General features: G+C 59.7%; 19 protein-coding genes. 12 read left to right on the top strand and 7 right to left on the bottom strand.

Going from position 1 to position 22,751, the window contains the following annotated elements:
- The first annotated feature begins 147 nt into the window (after nucleotides 1-147).
- The 3 genes from KTAU_RS04135 to KTAU_RS04125 all read left to right on the top strand — a co-directional run bounded on the left by KTAU_RS04135 (nucleotide 148) and on the right by KTAU_RS04125 (nucleotide 3,489).
- On the top strand, nucleotides 148-1,587 hold the full coding sequence (locus tag KTAU_RS04135; protein ID WP_151727154.1) for a MurT ligase domain-containing protein: 1,440 nt from the start codon (nucleotides 148-150) through the stop codon (nucleotides 1,585-1,587).
- Between the two features lie 6 nt (nucleotides 1,588-1,593).
- Nucleotides 1,594-2,433: a type 1 glutamine amidotransferase gene (locus KTAU_RS04130; protein WP_228026310.1), complete on the top strand. Its 840-nt coding sequence runs from the start codon at nucleotides 1,594-1,596 to the stop codon at nucleotides 2,431-2,433.
- A gap of 270 nt (nucleotides 2,434-2,703) precedes the next feature.
- Complete coding sequence (locus KTAU_RS04125) at nucleotides 2,704-3,489, top strand: phosphodiester glycosidase family protein (protein ID WP_170293046.1); 786 nt, start codon at nucleotides 2,704-2,706, stop codon at nucleotides 3,487-3,489.
- A gap of 191 nt (nucleotides 3,490-3,680) precedes the next feature.
- Here KTAU_RS04125 and KTAU_RS04120 read toward each other — a convergent pair whose 3' ends face one another.
- Complete coding sequence (locus KTAU_RS04120; RefSeq protein ID WP_170293045.1) at nucleotides 3,681-4,844, bottom strand: D-alanyl-D-alanine carboxypeptidase family protein; 1,164 nt, start codon at nucleotides 4,842-4,844, stop codon at nucleotides 3,681-3,683.
- 869 nt (nucleotides 4,845-5,713) lie between these two features.
- Between KTAU_RS04120 and KTAU_RS04115 the strand changes: the two genes are divergently transcribed.
- Nucleotides 5,714-7,099, top strand: coding sequence for a glutamine synthetase family protein (locus KTAU_RS04115; RefSeq protein WP_151727151.1), 1,386 nt, complete (start codon nucleotides 5,714-5,716; stop codon nucleotides 7,097-7,099).
- Between the two features lie 118 nt (nucleotides 7,100-7,217).
- Here KTAU_RS04115 and KTAU_RS04110 read toward each other — a convergent pair whose 3' ends face one another.
- Together KTAU_RS04110 and KTAU_RS04105 are read right to left on the bottom strand one after the other, a co-directional pair.
- Nucleotides 7,218-8,918, bottom strand: coding sequence for a phospholipase D-like domain-containing protein (locus KTAU_RS04110; protein WP_151727150.1), 1,701 nt, complete (start codon nucleotides 8,916-8,918; stop codon nucleotides 7,218-7,220).
- 245 nt (nucleotides 8,919-9,163) lie between these two features.
- Nucleotides 9,164-10,561, bottom strand: coding sequence for an NAD-dependent succinate-semialdehyde dehydrogenase (locus tag KTAU_RS04105; protein ID WP_151727149.1), 1,398 nt, complete (start codon nucleotides 10,559-10,561; stop codon nucleotides 9,164-9,166).
- A 279-nt stretch (nucleotides 10,562-10,840) separates the two neighbouring features.
- On the opposite strand from KTAU_RS04105, the gene KTAU_RS04100 reads away from it, so the two are divergent.
- Nucleotides 10,841-11,632 carry a class I SAM-dependent methyltransferase gene (locus KTAU_RS04100; RefSeq protein WP_151727148.1) on the top strand — a complete coding sequence of 264 codons (792 nt, stop codon included), beginning with the start codon at nucleotides 10,841-10,843 and terminating at the stop codon, nucleotides 11,630-11,632.
- Between the two features lie 44 nt (nucleotides 11,633-11,676).
- Nucleotides 11,677-12,324 (top strand): GNAT family N-acetyltransferase, encoded by a 648-nt coding sequence (locus tag KTAU_RS04095; RefSeq protein WP_151727147.1) that lies wholly within the window; start codon nucleotides 11,677-11,679, stop codon nucleotides 12,322-12,324.
- Here KTAU_RS04095 and KTAU_RS04090 read toward each other — a convergent pair whose 3' ends face one another.
- The gene (locus KTAU_RS04090) at nucleotides 12,325-13,593 is read right to left on the bottom strand and encodes a cytochrome P450 (protein ID WP_151727146.1); all 1,269 of its coding nucleotides are present in this window, start codon (nucleotides 13,591-13,593) and stop codon (nucleotides 12,325-12,327) included.
- Between the two features lie 306 nt (nucleotides 13,594-13,899).
- On the opposite strand from KTAU_RS04090, the gene KTAU_RS04085 reads away from it, so the two are divergent.
- Complete coding sequence (locus KTAU_RS04085) at nucleotides 13,900-15,402, top strand: alkaline phosphatase family protein (protein WP_151727145.1); 1,503 nt, start codon at nucleotides 13,900-13,902, stop codon at nucleotides 15,400-15,402.
- 420 nt (nucleotides 15,403-15,822) lie between these two features.
- Complete coding sequence (locus KTAU_RS04080) at nucleotides 15,823-16,863, top strand: alpha/beta hydrolase (protein WP_170293044.1); 1,041 nt, start codon at nucleotides 15,823-15,825, stop codon at nucleotides 16,861-16,863.
- On the opposite strand, the gene KTAU_RS04075 is transcribed toward KTAU_RS04080, so the two are convergent.
- Both KTAU_RS04075 and KTAU_RS04070 read right to left on the bottom strand, forming a co-directional pair.
- On the bottom strand, nucleotides 16,864-17,820 hold the full coding sequence (locus KTAU_RS04075) for a ribonuclease Z (protein ID WP_151727143.1): 957 nt from the start codon (nucleotides 17,818-17,820) through the stop codon (nucleotides 16,864-16,866).
- Nucleotides 17,821-17,833: 13 nt separating this feature from the next.
- Nucleotides 17,834-18,016 carry a hypothetical protein gene (locus KTAU_RS04070; RefSeq protein ID WP_112429143.1) on the bottom strand — a complete coding sequence of 61 codons (183 nt, stop codon included), beginning with the start codon at nucleotides 18,014-18,016 and terminating at the stop codon, nucleotides 17,834-17,836.
- A gap of 275 nt (nucleotides 18,017-18,291) precedes the next feature.
- On the opposite strand from KTAU_RS04070, the gene KTAU_RS04065 reads away from it, so the two are divergent.
- Both KTAU_RS04065 and mutM read left to right on the top strand, forming a co-directional pair.
- Nucleotides 18,292-18,966, top strand: a complete 675-nt coding sequence (locus tag KTAU_RS04065; protein WP_170293043.1) for a DUF3267 domain-containing protein — start codon at nucleotides 18,292-18,294, stop codon at nucleotides 18,964-18,966.
- A gap of 113 nt (nucleotides 18,967-19,079) precedes the next feature.
- Nucleotides 19,080-20,105 carry a bifunctional DNA-formamidopyrimidine glycosylase/DNA-(apurinic or apyrimidinic site) lyase gene (gene mutM, locus KTAU_RS04060; protein ID WP_151727141.1) on the top strand — a complete coding sequence of 342 codons (1,026 nt, stop codon included), beginning with the start codon at nucleotides 19,080-19,082 and terminating at the stop codon, nucleotides 20,103-20,105.
- Here mutM and KTAU_RS04055 read toward each other — a convergent pair.
- Nucleotides 20,092-20,577 carry a hypothetical protein gene (locus KTAU_RS04055; RefSeq protein WP_151727140.1) on the bottom strand — a complete coding sequence of 162 codons (486 nt, stop codon included), beginning with the start codon at nucleotides 20,575-20,577 and terminating at the stop codon, nucleotides 20,092-20,094. The two genes, mutM and KTAU_RS04055, sit on opposite strands and share 14 nt — an antisense overlap.
- A 764-nt stretch (nucleotides 20,578-21,341) precedes the next feature.
- On the opposite strand from KTAU_RS04055, the gene larB reads away from it, so the two are divergent.
- Nucleotides 21,342-22,154, top strand: coding sequence for a nickel pincer cofactor biosynthesis protein LarB (larB, locus tag KTAU_RS04050; protein WP_151727139.1), 813 nt, complete (start codon nucleotides 21,342-21,344; stop codon nucleotides 22,152-22,154).
- 104 nt (nucleotides 22,155-22,258) lie between these two features.
- On the top strand, nucleotides 22,259-22,567 hold the full coding sequence (locus tag KTAU_RS04045; RefSeq protein WP_151727138.1) for a KGG domain-containing protein: 309 nt from the start codon (nucleotides 22,259-22,261) through the stop codon (nucleotides 22,565-22,567).
- Nucleotides 22,568-22,751 lie beyond the last annotated feature (184 nt).

Raw genomic sequence — 22,751 nt, 5'->3', positions numbered from 1 at the left:
TCTCTCAGCTCTTTCTCTGAAGGCAGCCGACCAGGCCGGATGGAAGAAAGCTAGCAAGAAGACCTATCTGACTTGCCCGCCTGAGCCTCCTTTGTTATACTGCTCACGATGAACTATCCGCCTTGAGTGCTGGGAGGCTCTTTTCGTATGGCAGACTACTCGAAACATGGTGGCGGGGGAATCTCATGGCCGAGCCGTGCGCGCCTGGCCCTGGCGATCTCCGCTGGCAAGCTGGCGGGGGCCTCGGGCCGCCTCTTTCGTATCGGCGGCGGCACAAGCCTGCCGGGCATGATTGCACGGCGCATCGATCCCAACGTGCTCCGCTCTGTCATGGCGGCCACGACCGCCAGTAAAATCGTCATTACCGGCAGCAATGGCAAAACTACTACCGCGCGCATGACCGCCGCCATCGCCGATGCCAGCGGTCGGCGCGTTTCTCATAATCGCACCGGCTCGAACTTGCTGCAGGGCGTGACCTCTGTCGTCGTCAACTACGCGGACGTTTTCGGGCGGCTTGATAGCGATCTCTTGCTCTTTGAGATCGACGAGGGCACGATGCCGGTGGCCATGCCCGAGATTCAGCCTGATGTGGTTGTCGTTACCAATATCTTCCGCGACCAGCTAGACCGCTATGGCGAGCTATATTCAGTGGCCAAGGCGCTCGACAAGCTCCTGGAGCGTCTGCCAGAGACAGCCACGATTGTGCTGAACGGTAATGATCCCCAGGTGGCCAGCTTTGGCCAACAGGCGCGTGCCAAAAAGCTCTATTTTGGCCTGCGCACCACCGATATCGGTCGCCCTGTGCCCGAGCACGCCGCTGACGTCATTCGCTGCATTCGCTGCAATGAAGATCTGGTCTATGAGGTGGCCTATCTTTCCCATCTCGGACTCTATCGCTGTCCCAACTGCGGCTATGAGTTGCCGCCGCTGGATGTGGCTGCGACCTCGATCCAGTTGGACCCACGGGGCGATGGCCCCACTCAGGTGACGATGCAGACACCGCTCGGTCAGTTAGAGCTGACGCTGCCGCTGCCCGGCGTACACAACGTCTACAATGCTGCTGCTGCCATCGCCGCCTCGATCGCTGCAGGCTTTGGCATTGAGAAGGTCCCGGCAGCGCTCAGCAATATCCGTACCGCCTTCGGGCGCCTGGAGAAGATCCAGGCTGGTGATCAGACCATCTATCTGGCCTTCGTGAAAAATCCCACCTCCTTCAATCTGGTGCTGCGTCTCATCGCCCAGCATCCGGGCGAGAAACATCTGCTGCTGGTTGCCAGCAACACAGTCGTCGACGGCGAAGACTTTGCCTGGTTGTGGGACGTCGATCTGGAAGAGATCTCGCCTCAAGTGGCCGATGTCATCTGCAGTGGAACCAAGGCCGAGGAGCTGGCGATGCGCCTGAAATATGCTGAGGTGCCGCTCGATCGCGTACGTGTCATCCATGAACGTGAGGCAGCGCTCAATGCGGCCTTGCAGAACGCTGGTCCTGGCGGCACACTCTATATCATGGCCAGCTATACACCTACACAGGAGCTGCGTCGCATTATGCAGAAGCGTGGCTGGGTCAAGCCCTATTGGGAGGAGTAAGCAGGCATGACAAACGAGCAGGGAAAAGATACGCGCCTGGTTTTGCGCATTGGGCACCTCTATCCGCAGTTGATGAGTGTGGCCGCCGACCGCGGCAATCTCTTCGCGATTGTCAAACGCTGCAAGTGGCGCGGCATCAAGACCGCTATTGACCAGATTTTTGTCAAGCAAACGCCGGACTTCACACAGTATGATCTGATCCTCTTCCACGGAGGTGCCGATCGCGAGATGGAGGTGGCGGCGCGCGATCTGCAGGCCAAGGCGCCCTCGCTGCGTGAGGCTGCTGAGGCGAATACAGTCTTTCTGGCTGTCTGCGCTGGCTACCAGTTGCTTGGGCACTCCTACAAACCCTTCGAAGGCCCTGAGCTGAAAGGTGTGGGTATCCTTGATCTGCATACCGAAGGCGGCAGTACCCGCTTCATGACCCATATCGCCATCGAATGTGAGTTCCCTGAGTGCGGCAAGCAGGTGCTGGTCGGCTACGAAAATCATAGCGGGCGGACCTATCTGGGACCGGGGGCTCAGCCGTTGGGGCGGGTTTTGGCTGGCTGGGGCAATAATGGCAAGGATGGCTATGAAGGAGCGGTCTATAAAAATGTCTTTGGGACGTATTTGCATGGGCCTGTGCTGCCGAAGAATCCCTGGTTCACCGATCTGCTGATTACACGCGCGCTGGCACGCCGCTATGGACAGGTCGAGCTGCCGCCTCTAGATGACTCGACAGAGCAGGAGGCCCACGCAGCAGCTTTCAAGCTGGCGATGGCCTTCAAAGGGACGGTCTCGGCTATCGACGCCACCCCCTGGCGGGAACGCCTCTCGCCTGGCTCTGCCTCGCGCTCCCTCTAGCTCTCTGCGCGTCGGGGCTCGCAGGCCGACTGCCAGGCTTTTTGAGGGGCCGAGTCTGGAGCTGGCGTTACGATCGGCTGGCTGTCTTTCCTCGCCCTCCGATCCTGACGAGCGCTGCATCTGCTTGAACGCACGAGGGAAGAATCAGCTCTTAAGTTATAATTGTGGCAGGAAGGGACTGTTGTCATGCCCTGGATGAGAGGGAGAGAAAAAGGCAGAAAAGGATTCTCCTGGCTCTTATTCTGCTTGCTGCTTCTGAGCACGTGGCTCATGACAGCTTGTCAGGAGCCGATCAACATCAGCATTACCGGATCAGGCACGCCTTCCCCGACGGTGATTACTTCCACTGATGGCACCAGCCGCCCATTGGATCGCTGGCTGATGCTCGCTACGGGTGTGGAGCTACGTTATGAGCATTGGAAGGGGCCAAGTGGCAACGAGGACACCATCATGATCACCCGCTTCGATCCGCGGCGCATCGCTTTGCGGGTGCTCTACAGCCCCTCTACGCCGCACTTCATTAGTGACTGGCTCAAACAGGAGAAAGGGGCGCTGGCAGTAATCAATGGCGGCTACTTCAACGATCAGGGTGAGGCCACCGGTCTGGTCGTCTCCGACGGCCAGGTCTACGGCAGCTCCTACAGTGGTTTCGGCGGTATGCTCTACGTCGATAGCCAGGGGGCCATCCATCTGCGCTCTTTGAGCCAGTACCCATACAGTCCCGGAGAGCAACTCCAGCAGGCCACGCAATCTTCCCCCATGCTTGTCCTGCCCGGAGGCAAGCGCACCCAGTTTGACGCCGACGCTTCGAGCAACCGGCGTACGGTGGTGGCTTTTGATAAGGAGGGACGCCTTCTCTTCATCATCAGTCCTGATGCGGCCTTTTCGCTGGATGAGTTCGACGATTTACTGCTGGCCTCTGACCTGAATATTGATGTCGCTCTCAACCTTGACGGCGGCTCCTCGACGGGGATGTACCTGAATGCCGGTGGCCAGCGCTTCGGTGTGGATTCCCTAACGCCAGTGCCGATTGCCATCGTGCTGCAGCCCCGTTAGCACCCGCTCTGGACCCAGGTCTGGCAGCGGATGCCAGTGTTGCTCTCCTGGGCGCGTGGCATAGCGACCAAGCAAGCACAAAAGCAAGCTGGCCCCGGCCAGCAGCTGTGCTGGTCAGCCCCCACTTCCCTTTGGGAAGGCCGGGTCTCAGCCAGGGGCTTCGCCGATGGCGGGTGTGGCGACTGGCTGGGCTAGAGACGTTTACACTGCTTACCGGCCAGATCGCACTGGATGGTAGCTTTCTGGAAACGTTGACTTACCAGATTCCCTTGATTGTAGTTGGGCATGCTGGTTGGAAAGCCAAATTGATCCAGGCCGCCGTTCTTATCGAAAAAGTTTAAAATAGGAGGTGAGACGCTGTAGCCTGTATAGATGTAGTAGCGACCGTGATTAGCCGTTGGCAGCGTGTTGGTCTTTTTATCACGAACAAAGTAGCCCCAGTCATAGTCATAGGGAATGGGGTGCTGCAGATCGACATCGTAAGGTGAGATCCACTGGAAATTGTCAAAGCCCCAGTTCATCAAATCGCGCATATCCGTCCACCAGTCTTTCGTGTTCATCGTTACGCCAATCAGGTGGCGGTTATTGCGTGTGCAAGAAACCACCTGTACAAAGTCTGTGTTCCCGTCCCAGCCGGGCTTACCGCCGTCAGCGCCAGGGTACCACCAGAGAAACTGGTTCCCATTGACCAGGTAGTGCTCGGCATGCTGGGATGTCTTGGGAATATGGTAGATGCGTGTGTTCGCGATCTGGTGGAGGATTGGGTTGCTCATGGTGTAGCGACCGAGCACCGCCAGGTCGTGGGCGCTAGAGTAATGGCCGGTGGCGAGCAGGCCGCTGGGGTTCATATAGTGAGTGTCGTACATGCCCAGTTCGCGAGCGCGCTGATTCATCATGTCCACGAAGTGTTGATAGGAGCCACCCACCGCATCAGCGATCGCCACTGCGGCGTCGTTGCCGGAAGGCAGGAGAAGTCCATAGAGCAAGTCTCGCAGCGTATAGGTCTCGCCTTTCTTCAGCCCGAAGAGGCTGCTGTCCGGGGAGATATGCTGTTGAATATCACGATCGAGGGCGCTCGTGATCGTCACCTGCTGATTGAGATTCCCATGTTCCACGGCCAGCAGGGCTGTCATCAGCTTGGTTGTGCTGAGCATCGGCAGGTGCATGAAGGGGTTGTAGGCGTAGAGCGTCGCCCCGGTGTCCATGTCCATGAGATAAGCGGCTGTTGCTAGCACAGGTGGAGGTGGATGATCGGTATCGCTGGGAATGATCACCAGCTGGTGCGGATTAACGGGGGCCTGGTTAAGCGGTGTGGCTGCCGCTGTGGCTGTGTTCGGTTGCACACTGAGACCCATAGGTCTGGGCGTCCCTAACCAGCTTACGAGTAGCGGAATAAGGGAAACAAGTACTACCAGCAGAGCGGCACATAGCAAAAGCAGGGTCTTGTTATGGCTCAAATCGTGCAAACGGCGAAGCAAACCTGGAGGGGGAGGGGCAGCCGAACGAGCAGGCTGTGGGGGGGGAGAGACCGCGCGCATTCTGCCAGTACTGGCTATAGAAGATGGAGGACGGCGCTGCTGGCTGGAAGCTGTCGACACGTCGTCGTCGGAAGTTGGCCAGTCAGAGACGCTGCGGCGGCTTCGGCTTGTGCTCTGGGTCGGTTGCCATGCGGGGCGTGTCTCGGGGCCTTGTTGCCTCTCAAGGCTAGGACCTGAGCGGAAAGCGCTGCTTGGTCCCGGAGCGGCAGAGCCTGCCTGGCCGGAGCCCCGGCTGGCCCGCAGCGAGGCCCGGCGTTTCGGGATAGAGACACGTGTCCAGGGTGGGGTGCTGATCGTCGATGATGGCTCAGAGTCATCGAGAGGTGGCAGCCGACGCGATCTCTGGGCCCGTTGTCTGGCGTACTGGGGAGCCTGCTGCGGAGAAGAGGCAGGCGGATAAGCGCGCTGCTCGTCGTCGTTAAGCGGCGTGCGTTGCATCGAAATGTATCTCTCCGTTCTATCGTAGTTCAGCAACACCGGTTCTAGTCTAGCATACCTGTTCAAGAGGAAAAGAGGGGGACGTCATAGGAAAGCGAGGCAGCCGCCCGCTCTTTCGGCCCTTGACGGTCCAGGCCAGGCATGCTACTCTGCAACCAATGCCTCGATACCTCAGCCGTCTGTCTGGCTCCCTGAAGAGAGTCAACGAGGCGCCAGCCCTCAGTTGCTGAAGAAAGGACGGAGATCGAATGGAACTCGCTCAGATTGAGCAGCTTGTACGCGATGGCAAACTGGAGTACGTCAAAATCGGAACTCCCGATATGGAAGGGGTCTACCGCGGCAAGCGCGTCGATGCCACCTATTTCTTACATGCGCTCAACGATGGCTTTGCACAATGCGATGTGCTCTTTGGCTGGGATATTGCCGAAAATGTCCTGCCTAATCTCAGATTTAGCAACTGGGAGCGCGGCTTCGCCGACCTGGTCATGCGCCCTGATCTCTCGACTTTTGCGCTGGTCCCCTGGGAAGAGCATGTCGCTTCTTGTATCTGTGATCTCTGGACCGAGGCAGGTGAGCCGGTGAAGCTCTCGCCGCGCTACCTGCTCAACCAGCTCGTTGAGCGTGCGCGCTCGCTTGGCTACAACGTGGCAGCGGCTGCCGAGCTGGAGTTTCGCCTCTTCCGCGAGAGTCAGGTCTCCCTGCGCGAGAAGGATTTCGGGCCGAATCTAACGCCGCTCAACCCGGGCATGAACTGCTATGCTATCAGCCAGGCCAGTGCCGATGATCATTTGCTGGGTCGTATCGCCCGTATGATGCGCGATTACGGCATCGCCCTGGAGGGCTACAATCGCGAGCATGGCCCCGGCATGTACGAGATGAACCTGCGCTATCAACCCGCTTTGGTTGCTGCCGATTACACTATGCTCTTTAAAACGGGGATCAAGGAGATCTGCTATCAGATGGGCTATGCTGCGACCTTCATGGCGAAATGGCATGACCAGGAGGACGGCAGCAGCGGCCACTCGCATATGAGCCTCTGGGACCTGGATATGGAGCGCAATTTGTTCTGGGACGAAGAGGCGGAGGGTCATATGTCGGCGACCATGCGCCATTTCCTGGCCGGCGTGCTGGAGTCCATGCCGGGTCTGATGGCGCTCTATGCCCCGACGATCAATTCTTACAAGCGTTATGTCGTTGGCACCTGGACGCCGCTCAATACCACCTGGGGCTGGGATAATCGTACCTGTGCCGTGCGTGTCATCAACAATGGTCCGCGAGCCATTCGCATTGAGAACCGCGTGCCGGGCGCCGATGCCAATTTCTACCTGGTCTTTGCCGCTATGTTGGCCGGTGGTCTCTACGGTATTGAGCGTAAGCTGGAGCTGGGGCCGGCTCTACGAGGAAATGCCTACGATCCGGCGACGATCGCCCGCGCCGCGGAAAGCGCTCCTATCCACTCGCTGGCGCGCAATCTGACGACAGCGACCGACCTCTTTGAGCAGAGCGAGGTGGCACGCGAGTACTTCGGCAGCGAATTCGTGGAGCACTTTGCGGCGACACGACGCTGGGAGGTCAGCGAATTTGAACGTGCAGTAACCAACTGGGAGCGCCGTCGCTATTTCGAACTTATTTAACTGCTTCTGGCGGCCCAAGCGCGCAGCTGAGCGCGAGCGATAAGGACGAGCGAGAGCCACAGCACAGTCGATCAGCGCTGTGCTGGCGTGCTCTCCTCGGGGACCTCACCTTTCTCCTCTATGCCGTGGGTTCAGAGGGCTTTTCCTGCTCAATCCAGCCTTGGGCTTCATCGCAGGGAAGACCTTGCTCTCTGGCCTCTTCCGCTGTCAGATAGGGGAGGACATGCCCGACCAGCAGCTGGCCAGCACGGTAGCGTTCGAGATTAGCGCGCGCTTGCTCTGCCAGGAGAAGTAGCCCTTGCTCACTCTGGCCCAGACGACGCTCCAGCTCCGCGAAAAGATCGCGGGCCCGTGCCTGCCGGGCGGGACGCAAAGGCTGGCGCCCGAGATAGCGCAGGAGAGCCAGCATATCCTCGTCGGGAACCAGACCGAGGTGTTCGCCCCATAAGAGAAGGCGCAGGCCACGAGCCAGCTCACTATCTAGCGTGGCCACATTCATCTCTGTATCATCACGCATGCCCCGGTTGTTCAGGTTGGCTGACCCCACTGTTACCCAGAGATCGTCAACCAGAGCCACTTTGGCGTGGACATAGATGGGACGGTAGCGCACCTGCCCGTCGACCAGGTCGGAAGTAGCCAGTGTCAGGACAAGCAAACGACCATCCTTGACAGCCTCGGGGGCTTCCTCGCGCAGACGCTGCAGACCAGCATCGCTGAAAGCACGGCCCACGTTGGGGTGGTCTGGCAGGACCATGACGAGCTGTGCGCCGCGCCGCAGAGCCTCCCCGAGCAGCCGGATATTCTGCTCCATATCGGGGCTGTCTGGTCCGATAAAGGGAACGTTCAGTCCGAGAAAGGAGCGGAGCCAGAAATACTGATTCTCCAAATAGATCAGGCGCTGAGCGTTGCGAAAGGCCGCTCTGTAGAGCTGAGCGATGCCCTGGATTCCTCCCTCTGGGGTGAAGCTGTAGGTATGTTGAGGAATGGTGCGGGCAATCTGTACCACCGTGTGGCTCTGGAGCGGAGGCGGTAGCGGATGCTCCGGTACCAGGAGGGTAGCCTCAAGCTCTTTGCGCTGCACCACATCGTTCCAGCGCTGGCGGAAATTCAACTCGACGTCGGCGGCTGCCGGTCCTTCGATCAGAGCATGGGCGTCATGCCAGGGGTGGGGTGAAGCTGGTTTGGCCAACAGGCGGCGTAGAGGGGTAAAGAGAGGGTGCGGGTGCATATCCCAGCGATCAAACTCACCATCGTTCTCGATCAAGGGATCAATGCCGCCCACAAAGGCGTAGCGCCCGTCGATAACACTGGTCTTCTGATGCAACGCCTCCGCTGGATGATGGAGCAGACCGCGTGAACTATCATCGAGCAGGCAGAGCACGCCGACCGCGCTCAGCTCCTCGTAGGCTTGCTGAGGGTGATAGTGAGAGAAAATTTCCGGGCAGTCCCAGAGCAAGGCTCGTACTTCAACGCCGCGTTGAACAGCATAGCCGAGGACCGTCTGAAGGGTCAGCTCGTGGTTGCACCAGAAAGCGATGGCTTCCTCGCTCAGGCCAGCCAAGCGCAGCTCGGCGACCAGCTCCTGCTGAGCGGGGCTATCGTCAGGTCCGGCGCGCTGATCCCTGCCACGCACGAGAGGCATTGAGGGGGTAATACCCCAGTGAGCGAGATAAATATAGTCTCTGGCCTGGAAGCAGGCCAGGCAGAAGGCGAGGAGCGTCGCATGGCCATCAACCAGATAGGTCACGCGCGAATCGCGGCGAACCGGTGTGTCGCCTTCAGCCCACCATTGCCGCTCGTCAACGCTCGCAGCGCTCATTGCATCTCTACCTCCGTCGCTCAAATTGTGCACCGGACCACAAAGCTCTTCCTACCGGCAGGCTCCCTGATTGTAGCATTCTCGCGGTAGCAGATGCAAGCCTGGGATGAGCTACGAAAGCAGAGCGGCGAGAGTGCACCGACCACCCAAGGCTGACGTTGCACATCGTAGCGAGGAGTGGGTCGATCGAGACTTTGCTTGCCGACTGATGACCCACTTCCTCACCCTCGAAGAGGATAGTCTACTTACTGGCGAGCAGGTCCGATCCAGACCGTCTGGATATTGACAAACTCGCGAATGCCGAAAATCGATAGCTCGCGGCCATAGCCGCTGTGTTTAACACCCCCGAAGGGCAAACGTGGGTCACTGGCAGTCATCCCGTTGATAAAGACACCGCCAGTCTCGAAATGGCGAGCCATCTGGCGTGCGCGCTCGATGTTGCGCGTCCAGATATTGCCACCCAGGCCAAAGGGCGAGGCATTGGCCAGCTCTAGAGCGTGCTCTGCATCGCGAGCATAGATCACCGCGGCAGCCGGGCCAAAGGTCTCCTCGCGGAACATCGGCATCGCCGGCGTCACTCCGCTCACAATTGTCGGCTCGTAGAAGAAGCCGCGACCCGAGCCGGGCTTGCCGCCCAGGAGCAGGCGCCCGCCCATCTGCAGCGTCTCCTCGACCTGGCGGCGCAGAGTCTCGCGCAAATCGCCGCGGGCCAATGGGCCAATCTGTGTCTCCCGCTGCAGCGGATCGCCCATGCGCAGGCGCGAAGCGGCCTCGACAAAGCGGCGCTCAAAATCGGCGGCCACCGACTCCACTACGATGAAGCGCTTGGCAGCAATGCAGCTCTGGCCGGTATTCTGGAAACGTGAACGCGCAGCCCATTCGGCAGCGGCATCGAGATCAGCATCCTCCAGGACGATGAAGGCGTCGGAGCCGCCCAATTCCAGGACATGCTTCTTCAGCGCGCGCCCGCTGGCAGCGGCTACCTCCATACCCACTTCGGCGCTGCCAGTGAGGGTCACCGCGGCAATGCGCGGATCGCTAATCAGCTTCTCTGTCTCGGAGCCGCGGACCAGCACTGTGCGGAAAACTCCCTCGGGAAAGCCACACTGGCGGAAGACGCGCTCGATCTCCAGAGCGCAGCGTGAAACGTTGGAGGCATGCTTGAGCACCGTCGTATTGCCCGCCATCAGCGCTGGTGCCGCGAAACGGAACACCTGCCAGAAGGGGAAATTCCAGGGCATGAGCGCCAGGACGACACCCAGGGGCCGGAAGGCCACATAGCTCTCGCTGGCACTGCTCTCGGCAGGCTGATCGGCCAGGAACTGCTCAGCATGCTCTGCGTAGTAATCGCAGCCCCAGGCACACTTGACGACCTCCGCCTCGGCCTCAGCGATGGGCTTGCCCATCTCCAAGGTAATCAGGCGCCCCAGCTCTTCCTTATGCTCTCGCAGGTAGGCGGCAAGGCGCTGGAAGAGAGCGGCGCGCTCCGGGAAGCTGACGTCCCGCCACTGCAGGAAGGCGCTCCGTGCCTGATCGAGTGCTGCGTGGATCTGCTCATCCGTGAAGAGTTCGAAGGTTTCCAGTACCTCTTCGGTTGCCGGGTTGATTGACTGGATGGTCGGCCTGGTCGATTGGATGGTCATCGGCACAACTCCCAGGGAACGAAAATCAAGGTCTCCTCTCGACTGATATTATATCATCCCCGGGGCGCCTTCCCGATCGCTTGCTCTCTGGCCACCAGATAAAATATTGCTACCGACCTCTTCATCTTTTTTGTATATTTGACATATCGCCATGAATATGGTAAAATTCTCCAATCAATTGGTAAAATAAATTCATTGATAAGGATCTTTTTGCTACGCTGGGCGGAGAGCCTCAATGGCGCCCTGCTAGCAAGGGTGAGCTGGAAGGAGGACCGACCTATGCTGACTCAGCCTGGTAGCCGGAAGCCGGATTATGGGATCGATGCCCCCGGGGTGGTGCGTGCGCTCATGCTGGGGGGACTGCTCCTTGGGGGGGTGGCCTTGTGGCTGCTGATCGCTCTACATCTGATCTGGCTGGCCATCTGGTGTATTGTGTGGGCCTGCGTCTGTCTGGGGGAGGCTTTGGCCATGCTCTGGACTTCGCGTGTTGGGAAGCTCTGGGAAATTCGACGTATGCTTGATTGTCTCGTGCTCTGCGGCGATGAAGAGGTGCTTGACGTCGGCTGTGGGCGAGGAATGTTGCTCATCGAAGCGGCCCGTCGCCTGGGCAGTGGGCACGCCACTGGCATTGATGTCTGGAGCGCGCGCGATCAGAGCGGCAACAGTCCTTTGGCGACCCAGGAGAACGCACGTCTGGCCGGAGTGGCGGAGCGTATCAGCGTGATCACTGCGGACGCCCGGCAGCTGCCTTTTCCGTCAGAGCGCTTCGACGTCGTCGTCTCCTGTCTCGCCCTGCACAATATCCACGGACGGGAGGAGCGCCGTCGAGCCTTGCGCGAAATGCTGCGGGTACTCAAGCCGGGTGGAAAGATGGCTGTTCTCGATTTTGCCCATGTGAAGGAATATGCTCGCGATCTGCAGGCTCTGGATGCTGGTCAGCTCGTCCTTGGACGCCCCTCATGGCGCGTCTTTCCTCCACTGCGTATGCTGCTGGTTCGCAGGCTGCCAGCCTCGGGAGAGGGCGAGGCTGCTGCGACGGCATCTGAAGCGCAGGGAGATACGCTTGCTTGAGACTGGCTGAAGAAGATTGCGAGGAGTGAGGAGGAGCCATTGCCATGAAGGCCCTATTGCATGGTCTGAGACTGGCCTCCCCTGGTCTGGCGGACCGCCAAGAACTGCGACAGCTCTTCGCGGTCTGCGGCTATGGTCTCTGCGATCCTGACTATGGTGACTATGGAAGCGAGCTGCTGCTCACTGCGGAAGAGAGCTGGCTGGTCAAAACTTGTGGGGGAGAGCCGATTGCCTACGCTGATCTCCGCAGCCAGAGAGTCAATCAAGAGATTGCAGGCTCTGCCGGTCTGGCCTGTCTGCTGCGCCTTCTCGTCCATCCTGACTATCGCCGTCGGGGTCTGGGTACGCTCTTACTACGGCTGGTGGAGGAGCAGGCTAGCCGGCTGGCCCTTGCTCTCTTCCCTCAGTCGAGGGGCGTCACCTATGTCCCGCTCCTGCTCTGGACGCCGATACTGCTGGGACGGGACCAACAGGGGGCGCTGCTCTTCTTAGAGCGTGAGGGCTATGCTCCTCTGGCCTTTGGCTGCCGACACTGGCCGCAGACAGAGGCAGAAGCGGGTGCGGGTAATCCTGACTTGCTGGCTCTTCTGCCCCTGCCAATGCGGCCATGCCGGCCTGTGGTCATCTATGCCAAAGAGATCGCTCTATCGCTGCGAACGGTGCTCTCCGCCGCTGCTGCACGTGACCTGTAGTTAGTCTGCTGCTGCTCCTGTTGCTGGCAAGACCGACGCAAACGTCACTGGCAGGGCCTTGATACCGCGGAAGACCAGAGACGGCAGGTGCTCAATCTGCTCTGTCGCCAGGCACAACTGTGGCAGGCGTCGAAGTAAGGTCGTAAAGGCAACCTCCGCCTCCAGGCGAGCCAGCGGGGCCCCAAGGCAGAAGTGGGGACCGTGGCCAAAGGCCACATGGCGATTGTCAGTGCGACGGAGGTCGAGTCGGTCAGGGTCAGGGAACTGCTCGGGGTCGCGATTGGCCGCTCCCAACACAGTCAGCACTTCCTCGCCGGCTTTGAAACGTCTCCCTGCCCAGTCGACGTCAGCTGTGGGGCGACGTGAAGTCAGCTGCACCGGACTATCGTAGCGTAAGAGTTCCATCACTGCCGTCGGCGCCAGACTGGGATTCTCCCGCAGTAACTGAAGCTGCTCGGGATGCTGCAAGAGGGCATAGAGGCCATTGCCAAGCAGGTGAGTTGTAGTACCATGACCGGCGGCGAGCAGCAGGACACAGTTCCCGAGTAGCTCCTCCTCGTTAAGGCGATCGCCCTGCTCCTCTGCCAGGATCAGCGCCTGCAAAAGGTCATCGCGCGGAGCCGTGCGCCGCTGCGCGATCTGGCGCCTGAAGTAGGCTAGAAAATCTGCGATGCCGCTCAGGGTGGTCAGCAACTCCTCGAAGCTTAGATTGCCACCGTCCAGCAGCCGGCCAAAGTCCTGTGTCCAGACAATGAACTGGCTGCGGTCCTCGGGCGGCACACCGAGCATCTCGGCGATCACGATTGCTGGCAGCGGATAGGCAAAATCGGCGACGAATTCCATCTCGCCCTGGTCCTGTACCGCATCGAGCAGCTCGTCGACAAGACGCTGCACACGTGGGCGCAGGCTCTCGACCATGCGCGGCGTAAAGGCCCGCGCCACCAGGCCGCGGAGACGCGAATGATCGGGAGGATCGAGAAAGAGCATCTGGCGCGAGACGGCCCGCAGAGCAGGCTCTAGCTGAGGACGCAGGTCCTCTGGCATCCAGGCCGTCTCGACTGGACCCCAGGCCGATGAGAAGCGCGGATCACGCAGCACAGCTACGACATCAGTGTAGCGCGTCAGCACCCAGGCGTGCATCTCCTCGTCCCAATAGATGGGGTCGTGCTCGCGCAGACGGTGATAGAGAGGGTAGGGGTTGGCCAGATATTCTGGCCTCTGGACATCGCTCAGCGTAAGACGCTGGTGACCGCTCTGATGATCTTGCATGACCGTTGCTGCTCCTTGCTGCACAAGCTGCAACTCGTAGAGAAGCGAGAACGAGTAAGACACGGAGCGTTTGCCGTCAGACCCCGGTCTGTTCATCCTTGCTTTCCCTACACCCTATCACAGCGCCCGGACCGAGGACAATGCTATCTCTCCTCTTCCCTGCGATAGCTGTCTCTGTCAGTCCAAGGCCGCCTATGGAGAAACCTTTATCAGTTGTGCCTGGCATTAACCAGATCTTGACAAATCTTCGCTATCTAGCGGCAACACCTGCGGTATATAATACTAGGCAGTAATTTGAGGGGGATCATGCGGGTCTTGCTTCTTGGGGTGGATGGCCTGACGTTGCGCATTGTCAAACCGCTGATGGCGCAAGGATTGCTTCCCCATCTGCGGCAGATCTACGAGGGGGGAGTGCACGCCTTGTTACGGGCGCCGCTACCGCCAGCGGCAACCACGCGTTGGCAAGCCATCCTGACTGGTCTTCCACCGCAGCGGCAGGGCCTGACTCCTGGTGACGGAGAGTACGATCGCTGTCTCCTTGAGACAGTTACTGAGCCTCAGTCGGCTTCAGGGACCTTGCACGAGCTGGGGCAAGAAGACAAGGCGCTCTGGAGCCTCCTCAGCGCCTGGGGGAGGCGTGTCTTAGTCGCTAATGTCCCCGCGACCTATCCGCCTCGTCCCCTCAATGGTATCATGCTCAGCGGTCCGCCGGCGCCACCATTCTATGCCGGCCTTGCCTATCCGCCCGACTTCGCCTCCAGGCTGCTGGAAGTCATCCCGAACTATCAGCTCACCCCTACCTGGCGAGGACTGGCGGTCTGGCTCGAAGAACCTCTGACGGAGATCCGCCGCCTCTTGGAAAAGCGCTTGGCTCTGCTGGACTTGCTTCTGCGCGAAGATTGGGATTGCTGTCTTTTTGTGCTCCATGAGATTGATCTGCTACAACATCTCTACTGGGACCGCGTGCTCGATCTCCGCCGCGAAGTAATCGCTTGCTATCGCCTTCTGGATGAGCTACTTGGGCAAGCGCTGAGCGTCTTACGGTCTGCCGATCTCCTGATCCTCCTCTCGCCTTATAGCTTCCAGAGCATCAGACGCACCTTCTATCTTCAGGAATATCTGAGACGCTATACGCTGAATCTGCCTGTCCAAGATACACTAGTTCGGCAGAGAGTCGACTGGCCTGCTCGCCGCTGGAAACTAGGGTTGCTGCCTCACCTTCCTGCGCAGCGGCGTTGGCGAATCTGGCGACGAGCGGCATTTCCTACAGGAGGGGGCGCGCCGCCTCTGGCTGGTAGCTCTCTCCTATTGCTCCCGACCTCATCACCGCTGGGGGGCTATGCAGCTATTGCTCTTGCCGATCACCTCACGGAGAAGCAGATCGAGGAGTTCATGGCTGATCTGCAGGCCCAGGTCGATCCTGCGACGGCCTATCCAGCCATTGGAGACCTTTACCGTGACGAAACCTACCCGGGAAGTCACGTGCCAGCCGCGGAGCCGGAGCCGACGCTATCCGGAAAGCCAACACGACGTCTCATACTCCTGGCCCACGATGGGATCATGCTCTCGCTGGCCACAGGGCAGCGGCGGCTCTGGAGCGCGGGCGAGCCATGCTGTGGTATGCATCATCCAGACGGACTGCTCTGCCTCTATGGGGCGGGCCTCCAGCGGTCCGTACTCAGGCCCGTGTCTGCCTATGACATCGTCCCGACCATTCTGGAGGCGCTCAATATTCCTGTCCCTGCGCAGCTGGTAGGCCGCCCGCTTATTGGTGCTGGGGCGCCCCTTGCAAGCCCGTTCTCGATATAGTATCATAGCTAATGAGCTAATTTAGAAGTAAGCAGGATTGCAAGAGCAACCTCAAACTGCCCGATTTATTGCAGCGGCAGGCCAATGACACCAGACAGCTCGCCGCTGCCTCTATTTCTCTCTGGGGTGGGGCGGCTATGGCGGGGGTTCATCTACGAAAGAAAGCGTGCACCGACGCGCTCGCGTACGCCTGGCTAGTGCAAGGTGCTTTTTTCGCCTTTTGCATGGCTTAGGTATACCCGGCTGCGAGGGGAGCACCGGCTCACCTGAACAAACGAGGGGCCGATGAGCCTGCGGCCAGGGATGCGAGTCGCAGCGTTATAGTGAAGGTATGCTAGTTAGCTCAGCTGTCCCTCTGGGCAGACGTGATCTTGTCCCTCTGGGCCAATCAGCTAGCGAGTAGAAAGGTTGGCGGCCTCTGTGCTAGAGTTAAGCAAGATTCGTGTAGGCAAGCCTTCTTTGAAGCAGCTTTTGGTTGGCGGCCTGGGGAGCGTCATCGGAGTGGCAGGATTCATCGTCACAGTAGCAGTCTATGTTGTTGAAACCCTGATCCGTCCCAAGAAAATCGTCAGTTTTGCAGACCTCTACAAAATCTCCCCGTTTGAGCTTGAGCTGCCTGCCGAGGCGGTGACCTTCCCGGCGTCCAACAGCGACCACATGGTCAATGGCTGGTACATTCCCTATCCCGGGGCCACTACGACTATTCTAGTCTGTCCCGGCTACCGCTCGGGGATGGCCGACGTGCTTGGCATGTGTGCCCACCTCTGGAAAGCCGGCCATAATGTCCTCGTCTTTGAGTATTACGGGCATGGACAAGAGGTTGGCAAGCCAGTCACCCTCGGCTACCGTGAGATTAATGATTTCATGGGAGCGGTGGCCTATGCCAAGGAGCGTGCTCCTCATGCTCGCCTGGGGGTCATTGCCTATTCGATGGGGGCTGCTGTGGCCATCATGTGCAGCGCCCACTGTCAGGATGTAGAGGCAATTGTCGCTGACAGCTCGTTTGCCACTCACTGGAGCGTCATCGACTATAACGTTCACCGTGTGCTTCACTTGCCGGCTGCCCCTTTTACCTGGGTGGCCGATTACCTCCTCTGGTGGCGCGCGGGCTATCGTTTTGACCAGGTGGCGCCGCTGCGTGATATTGGCAAGATCGCGCCGCGTCCCATTCTCATCATCCACGGTGGCAAAGATTCGCTGGTTGACCCGCGCGATGCTCCACTCCTTTACGAGGCAGCCGGCGAACCGAAAGAGCTGTGGATCGTGCCCGAAGCCGACCACTGCGGTGCCTACTTTGCCGACCGGCGCGCCTACGTCAGCAGAGTGCTCTCCTTCTTCGAGGAGCATTTAAAGAAATCACGCCCTCGCCTGCAGCTCGTCGAGGGGGAAGGAACAGGAGCGATGCTGCCACGGCCTGCTGAGCGCGCGGAGGAAATCACTGGCCTCTCGGAGGCCAGCTAATTAGTCAGCAGGTTCAGCTGACTGCGAGCGCTCCTGTTGCTCGCCGGGGGCGGGCGGATAGCTCAAAGTCAGAATCTCTCCATCTCGGGCGGCCCGCGTCGCGCGAAAAATGCGCCGGGCCGCTTTTTCTGCGCTGGAGGGATCACTGATCTTAGGGCTGAAGTGAGTCAACAGCAGTGCATGGGCGCCGGCCTCCCTGGCCAGGCGTGCCGCCTCCTCCGCCAGCATATGCGCGTGAGCGCGGGCCAGGGGAAGATCCGCCGGATCGTCATACATGCTCTCACAGATCAGCAGGTCAACGTCGTGGGCGAAGGCGCTCAGCCTCGTCGTCGGGCGCGTATCAGTGATAAAAGCCAGGGAGATGCCGCGCCGTGGAGGACCAAGTACCTGATCCGGGGTGATGAGCCGTCCCTCGTACTCCACGCTCTCGCCGTGCTGTAAGCGAGACCAGTACTGGACAGGCAGGCCCAGAGCTTGAGCGCGCTCCACCTGAAACTGGGGACGGCGTGGCAGCTCCAGGCGATAAGCCAGACAAGGTATGCCATGCTGAGCGGGGGCGCAGGAGCCTTGCAGTCCTCCTGGCAGGATCAGCCTCTCACCGCCCTGCAGCTCCTGCACATGCAGCGGGAAAGGAAGGTCTCCCGCAATGCGCAGCAAGCCTTCTACTACATAGGCCGTACCCGGTGGCCCATAGAGCTGCAGCGGCTCCGTACGTCCAGCATGGGCCACCATAAAGAGTACTCCTGGCAGCCCTGCCACGTGGTCGGCGTGCATATGTGTCAGGCAGATGGCCCCGAGCTGACGAAAGCCCCAGCCCAGGCTCTTCCAGGGGATCTGCGTCCCTTCACCGCAGTCCAGCAGCGTGAGCGAAGCGCCGCAGCGCACCAAAACGCACGAAAGCCAGCGTCCCGGTAATGGCATCATGCCGCCTGTTCCCAGCATGCAGATGTCAATCATCGTCCGCTCGCATTTACAGATTTTTCTGGTAGGCCCAAGCCAGCCCGAGGATGAAAAGAGAGATCATCAGATCACTGCTGAGGCTGAGAGTCACCACAATGAAAGGGAAGCCAGAGATGATCATCACCGTGGCCAGCAAGAGCCAGAAGACGAGCAAGGCACCTGCCAAATAGGCGAGGGCAGGAATTCGCCGCATAGGTTGCATCCTTTCACGCCATTTCCCTCGTATGGTAGCACGCCCGGATGGCCTTTGCAACCGGCATGGCAGCAGTCCGCGCCGCAGCCGAGGCAAGAGGAGAGAAACTGAGGTCAGCAGGAGATTCTCTCTCCTTGTCTGGCGACCTCCTCTATCTTCTTTCTGGCTCTGGACCAATAGCTGTGATATCATCAATCAGCAGAAGCCTGGTCTCGGGCAGGATCAGGGGCCTGGCCAGCAAACAAAAAAATTGCAAAGAGCAGGCGGGCGCAGCCGTGAGAGTTATTGATCGCTTCCATCCTCAACGACGTTACGAGCTTCAAGCTGCTCTCGACGCAGGCCTGGCGCTCCTGCGAGGGGAGGCTTCTCTGCTGGAGCCACCGTTGCTCTACCCTCTGACCTTGCTAAGTTTTCTGCTCCTTCTCATCGGGTTGGTGGGCTTTGGCGCCCTGGCTATACTGGCGCTCGTCTGGCGGCCTCTCCACGGCTGGTCTGTAGGGAGTGCTGATCTTCTGCACCTGCTCATCTGGCTGGGGATCAGCGGCGTCGTTTACCTGCTCCTGTTGCCCTTCCATGAGCTGCTGCATGGGCTGGCCTTCCGTTTCTGGGGAGGACAACCCTATTATGGAGTGCGCTTCCCTGTGGCCCTCTATTGTGGAGCGCGTGACCAGCTCTTCCGGCGCAACCAGTATCTTGTTGTGGGGCTGGCCCCCTGTCTGGTCCTCTCCCTTCTCCTGGCTCTGCTGATGTTCTGCTGGCCGGCGGTAGCTCCTTACCTGGTCCTGGCTGGGGCTGGACATCTCTCCGGCTGTGCCGGCGACTTGCTGGCGGTCTGGTTGCTCTTGCGTTATCCGTCCCACCTTTGCGTTGAAGATACAGAAGCGGGCTTCCGAGTATGGGAAATTTTCCCTCTTCTGCCCGACCTCGACTCCATGATCCAGGCAGACTGAGGCATACTATCCTGCGGGAGCAAGGAGTGGCGGACACGAAGCCGGTGGCTGTCTGTCCCGCCCGAGCGACTTTGCTCCCGGCAACTTATGCACCAGACGAGTGAGTAGCAATCATGCCAGAACTACCTGAAGTTGAATATACGGCGCGTCAGGTTCGCGCTGTCCTTGTCGGAGCCAGCATCGCTGAAGCACAGGTTTTCTGGGGGCGGAGCATTGCGCGGCCCGATCCGGACACCTTCCGTCAGGAAGTCGCCGGACGACGCATTGAGGGTGTGCGTCGTCGCGGCAAACTGCTTCTGCTGGATCTCAGTGGCGACTATCTGTTGACTATCCACCGGCGTATGACTGGTAACCTGCTTGTCCTATCTCCCGGCTGGCGCCTCGACTGTCAGCTCCTGCAGCAGGACCGGGCGTCGTGGGACCGCTTGGGGCCAGCCTTTGTGAATGAGGGCTATCAGTGCCGTTGCCTGGAGAAGCAGCGAGGGGAGCAGGAGGAAACCCTCTGTCTGCTACATGATCAGCCGTTCTACTGTCGTGTCTGCTTCACCTTAGCCGATGGGAGGCTCCTCCTCTACAACGACCTGCGCAAATTTGGTAAGCTGGCTCTCTGGCCTCGTACCCAGGAGGCTGAGGCTCTGGCGGGCCTGGGCCTTGAACCGCTCGACCCGGACTTCACCAGCGAACGGCTGGCCATGCTGCTACAAGGAAAGAAACGACCTATCAAGCAGGTACTACTAGAACAAACCCTGATCGCTGGCCTGGGGAACATCTACGCCGATGAAGCCCTCTTTGCGGCGGCCATCCATCCGCTGCGCCGTGCCGACACGCTCAGTTTCGATGAAGTGGTCGCCCTACGCCAGGCTATCGTCGCGGTGCTCCAGCTCGGTATCGAACATGGAGGAACCTCCTTCAACGACTATCGTGGCCTCTGGGGAGAAGCCGGCAACAACTATGCCCATATGCAGGTCTACCAGCGTACCGGCCAGCCCTGTCGACGCTGTGGTACAGCGATCCAGCGCATGAGCATCGCCCAGCGTAGTACCCATTTCTGCCCGCACTGCCAGCCAATCAGCCAATCAGCTAGTTCTGAGTCCTGTAACCAGCCCAGCGTGGTCAGCAGGCGCATTACTGAGGTGTAAAGAAAGCCGGGCTGCAGCGCAAGCTAGCAGGCCCGCCCGGGATATTGGTAAAGGTCACATCGACCGTCGCTGGAACGTTGCGCGGCTGCCGTCCAGCCAGGGAGAGCGTGAAGCGGACGTAGCCGCCCTGATCGCTCGTAGGCTGTTGCGTCAAAGGCACGTCTCCACTGCTAAAATGGACTACTGCTGTTGCTGTAGCTCCTGACACGCCTTGTAGATTTTTCGTCAGGCGGGCATAGATAGTAATCACCGCGGTTGGTGACGGAGCGTTATTGGAGGCCCAAGCGCCGCAGCGATAGGGCGGCACTGTAGGCAAGGGCGAAGTGCTTGCCTGGAAAGCGGGATTAATGGTCACCGTCGCCGCCGGAGAAAGCTGGTTGGCCGTTGGGCCGCAAGCGCTCAGCAGGAGCAGCCAGAGCATAGCCCACCCCGAGAGCAAGGCGCCCATGCGCTTATATCCAGATCTGCTCATACAGGTTGTCACCCTGAACCTCTCTCACAAGGCATCGTGGTTGTCCCTCCGGCCCGGGCGGAATCCAGCAAAGCGGCGAAGCGCGGATCTGAGCGATCCTGCGCTGCTCGCTCAACGGTCCTGCGATGTTCACTTGATGCTGACAGGCAGGATACATCTGAAATGGGGATCTGGCAAGCCCATTGCTGAGGGGCTGACCCGACTCTCTCCCCCGGGCAGGCAGGAGACGCCCAGCGAGTGATAGATGGTGAATTGCTGATGTCCTACAAAAAATGAGAAGAAAGATACTTCGTGTAGAAGTATAAAGCATCCTCCGGCCCGGAGTAGCAGTTGCTGGCGCGACTCCATAGCACCTGTTAGAAATAGACCACATTTGGAGGTGCGAGTACATTATATCATAGACAGGTAGTATAGGAGAGCTTGCGCCCAGCCGGCTTGGCCGGCAGACGCTGAAGCGAGGGGACGCTTGATGGAAAGTGGAGGAGAGCAAGAGCAAGTTGATCCTCTTGATAGAGTCCGCCTGGCTACTGTCCATCTGGCGTTCTGAGCCACTGTCTCGTCTGGCGACTGGCCAGGTCTGTGGTGGTTGAGGGGCGAAGGTTCTCCTAGGAGACATGCTTGTCCAAAGGTCCTGGTGGCCCTGGCGGTTCTGGTGCTGGCATAATTGCCTTGTTCTTTCTATCGAGATGTGTTACACTACTGGGCGTTGGAGAATTCCTGGATAGGAAGACAATTATTTTGCTCAATCAGGAGTGTACATTTCCATGAGTCATCGGTCTGACGAACAGTGGGAGCTGTTCGCGGAGCTGGAGCAGCTGAGCGAGGGGCCGGAGGCGCGCACGCGAGAGGTATCGAAGCCAGGGCCGTCGAGTGCGCAGTCCGAGCCGGTCACGATCCGTCCTGATCCTGGTCGCGAGCGCAGGAAAGGAGCGCCGGAAGTCGTCTTTGGGGAGACCAAAGAGACGGCGCAGGTGATTGCCATGGCCCAGGCGTTGCTGGCTGGTTCAGGGCGAGCGATTATCAGCCGCATGCGCTCAGAGACGAAGGAGGCACTCCTCGACGTCTTTCGTGACTACACCATTCGTCTGCGCGAAGCCGCCAGAGCGATGGTCATCTCCAGGCCCGATTTTGTGCGTCCCGACACGGGGGGGCACGTTGGCATCATCACGGCAGGCACCTCCGATGTCCCAGTAGCGGAGGAGGCGGCCCTCGTTGCCGAGGAAATGGGCTGCCGCGTGACCTGTATCTATGACGTGGGGGTGGCAGGGCTGCACCGTCTGGTTGGCCCACTGCGTGACCTGCTCTCGAACGACGTAGATGCGATCGTGGTGGCCGCTGGCATGGATGGGGCGCTCCCTTCGGTCGTGGCAGGACTGGTTCCTGTCCCTGTCATTGGCTTGCCCACTTCGGTTGGCTATGGCCTGGGCGGCAAGGGCATGGCCGCCCTGCTGTCAATGCTGCAGACGTGTGCGCCGGGCCTCGCCGTCGTCAATATCGATAACGGCATCGGTGCGGGCGTCACCGCGGCCCTGATCGCCAACCGTGTGGCTCAGGCTCGCAAGCATCCCTTGCGCTAGCTAGAAGGCTGCGAGATTTCTGTCTCTCTCGCTGGGAGCAGAGACTGTCTCGCCGCGTTGTTGGGTAAACGTGGAGTTTGAGTGAAAGAGAGGCGGGACCTTCTATGGCGAACAATAAACGCGGACCGGAACCCGGATCGCAGAAGGCCAAGCATGGCGGTCAGGCTGTGCGCGAGAAGTATGGTACGGAATTCTACGCAAGAATTGGTAAGAAGGGAGGCGAAGCAGTCAAGCAGAAACGCGGCCCTCAATTCTATTCTGAGATCGGTAAGAAGGGCGGAGAGTCGACGAAGCGTCAGCAAGGCTCGGCTTTCTACTCGCGCATTGGCAAGAAGGGCGGTGAGCGGGGACGTGCTGCTAGCTCCGCCGCTGCTCCAGCTCAGACCCAGGACGAGAGCAGCGCCAACCCTTAGCCTTAGCTTGGCATGGCTGGTTTTGCCTGCCGGGCACCTCAGAGAGAAAGTGGCTTGTCCGCTCTCGCCGTGTCAGGCGGACGTGAGATGAAGAGTGTAGACGCTTGAGGCGTTCGGCAAGCCTGCCGACGGAGAGGCTGACGGATGGGAAGAGCTGGCCTGCGAGGGGGCTGGCCAGCTCCTC

The sequence above is a fragment of the Thermogemmatispora aurantia genome (assembly GCF_008974285.1).
Classification (GTDB): Bacteria; Chloroflexota; Ktedonobacteria; order Ktedonobacterales; family Ktedonobacteraceae; genus Thermogemmatispora; species Thermogemmatispora aurantia.
Note: the sequence above shows the minus strand (reverse complement) of the source record. Positions and strands in the feature narration are given on the sequence as shown.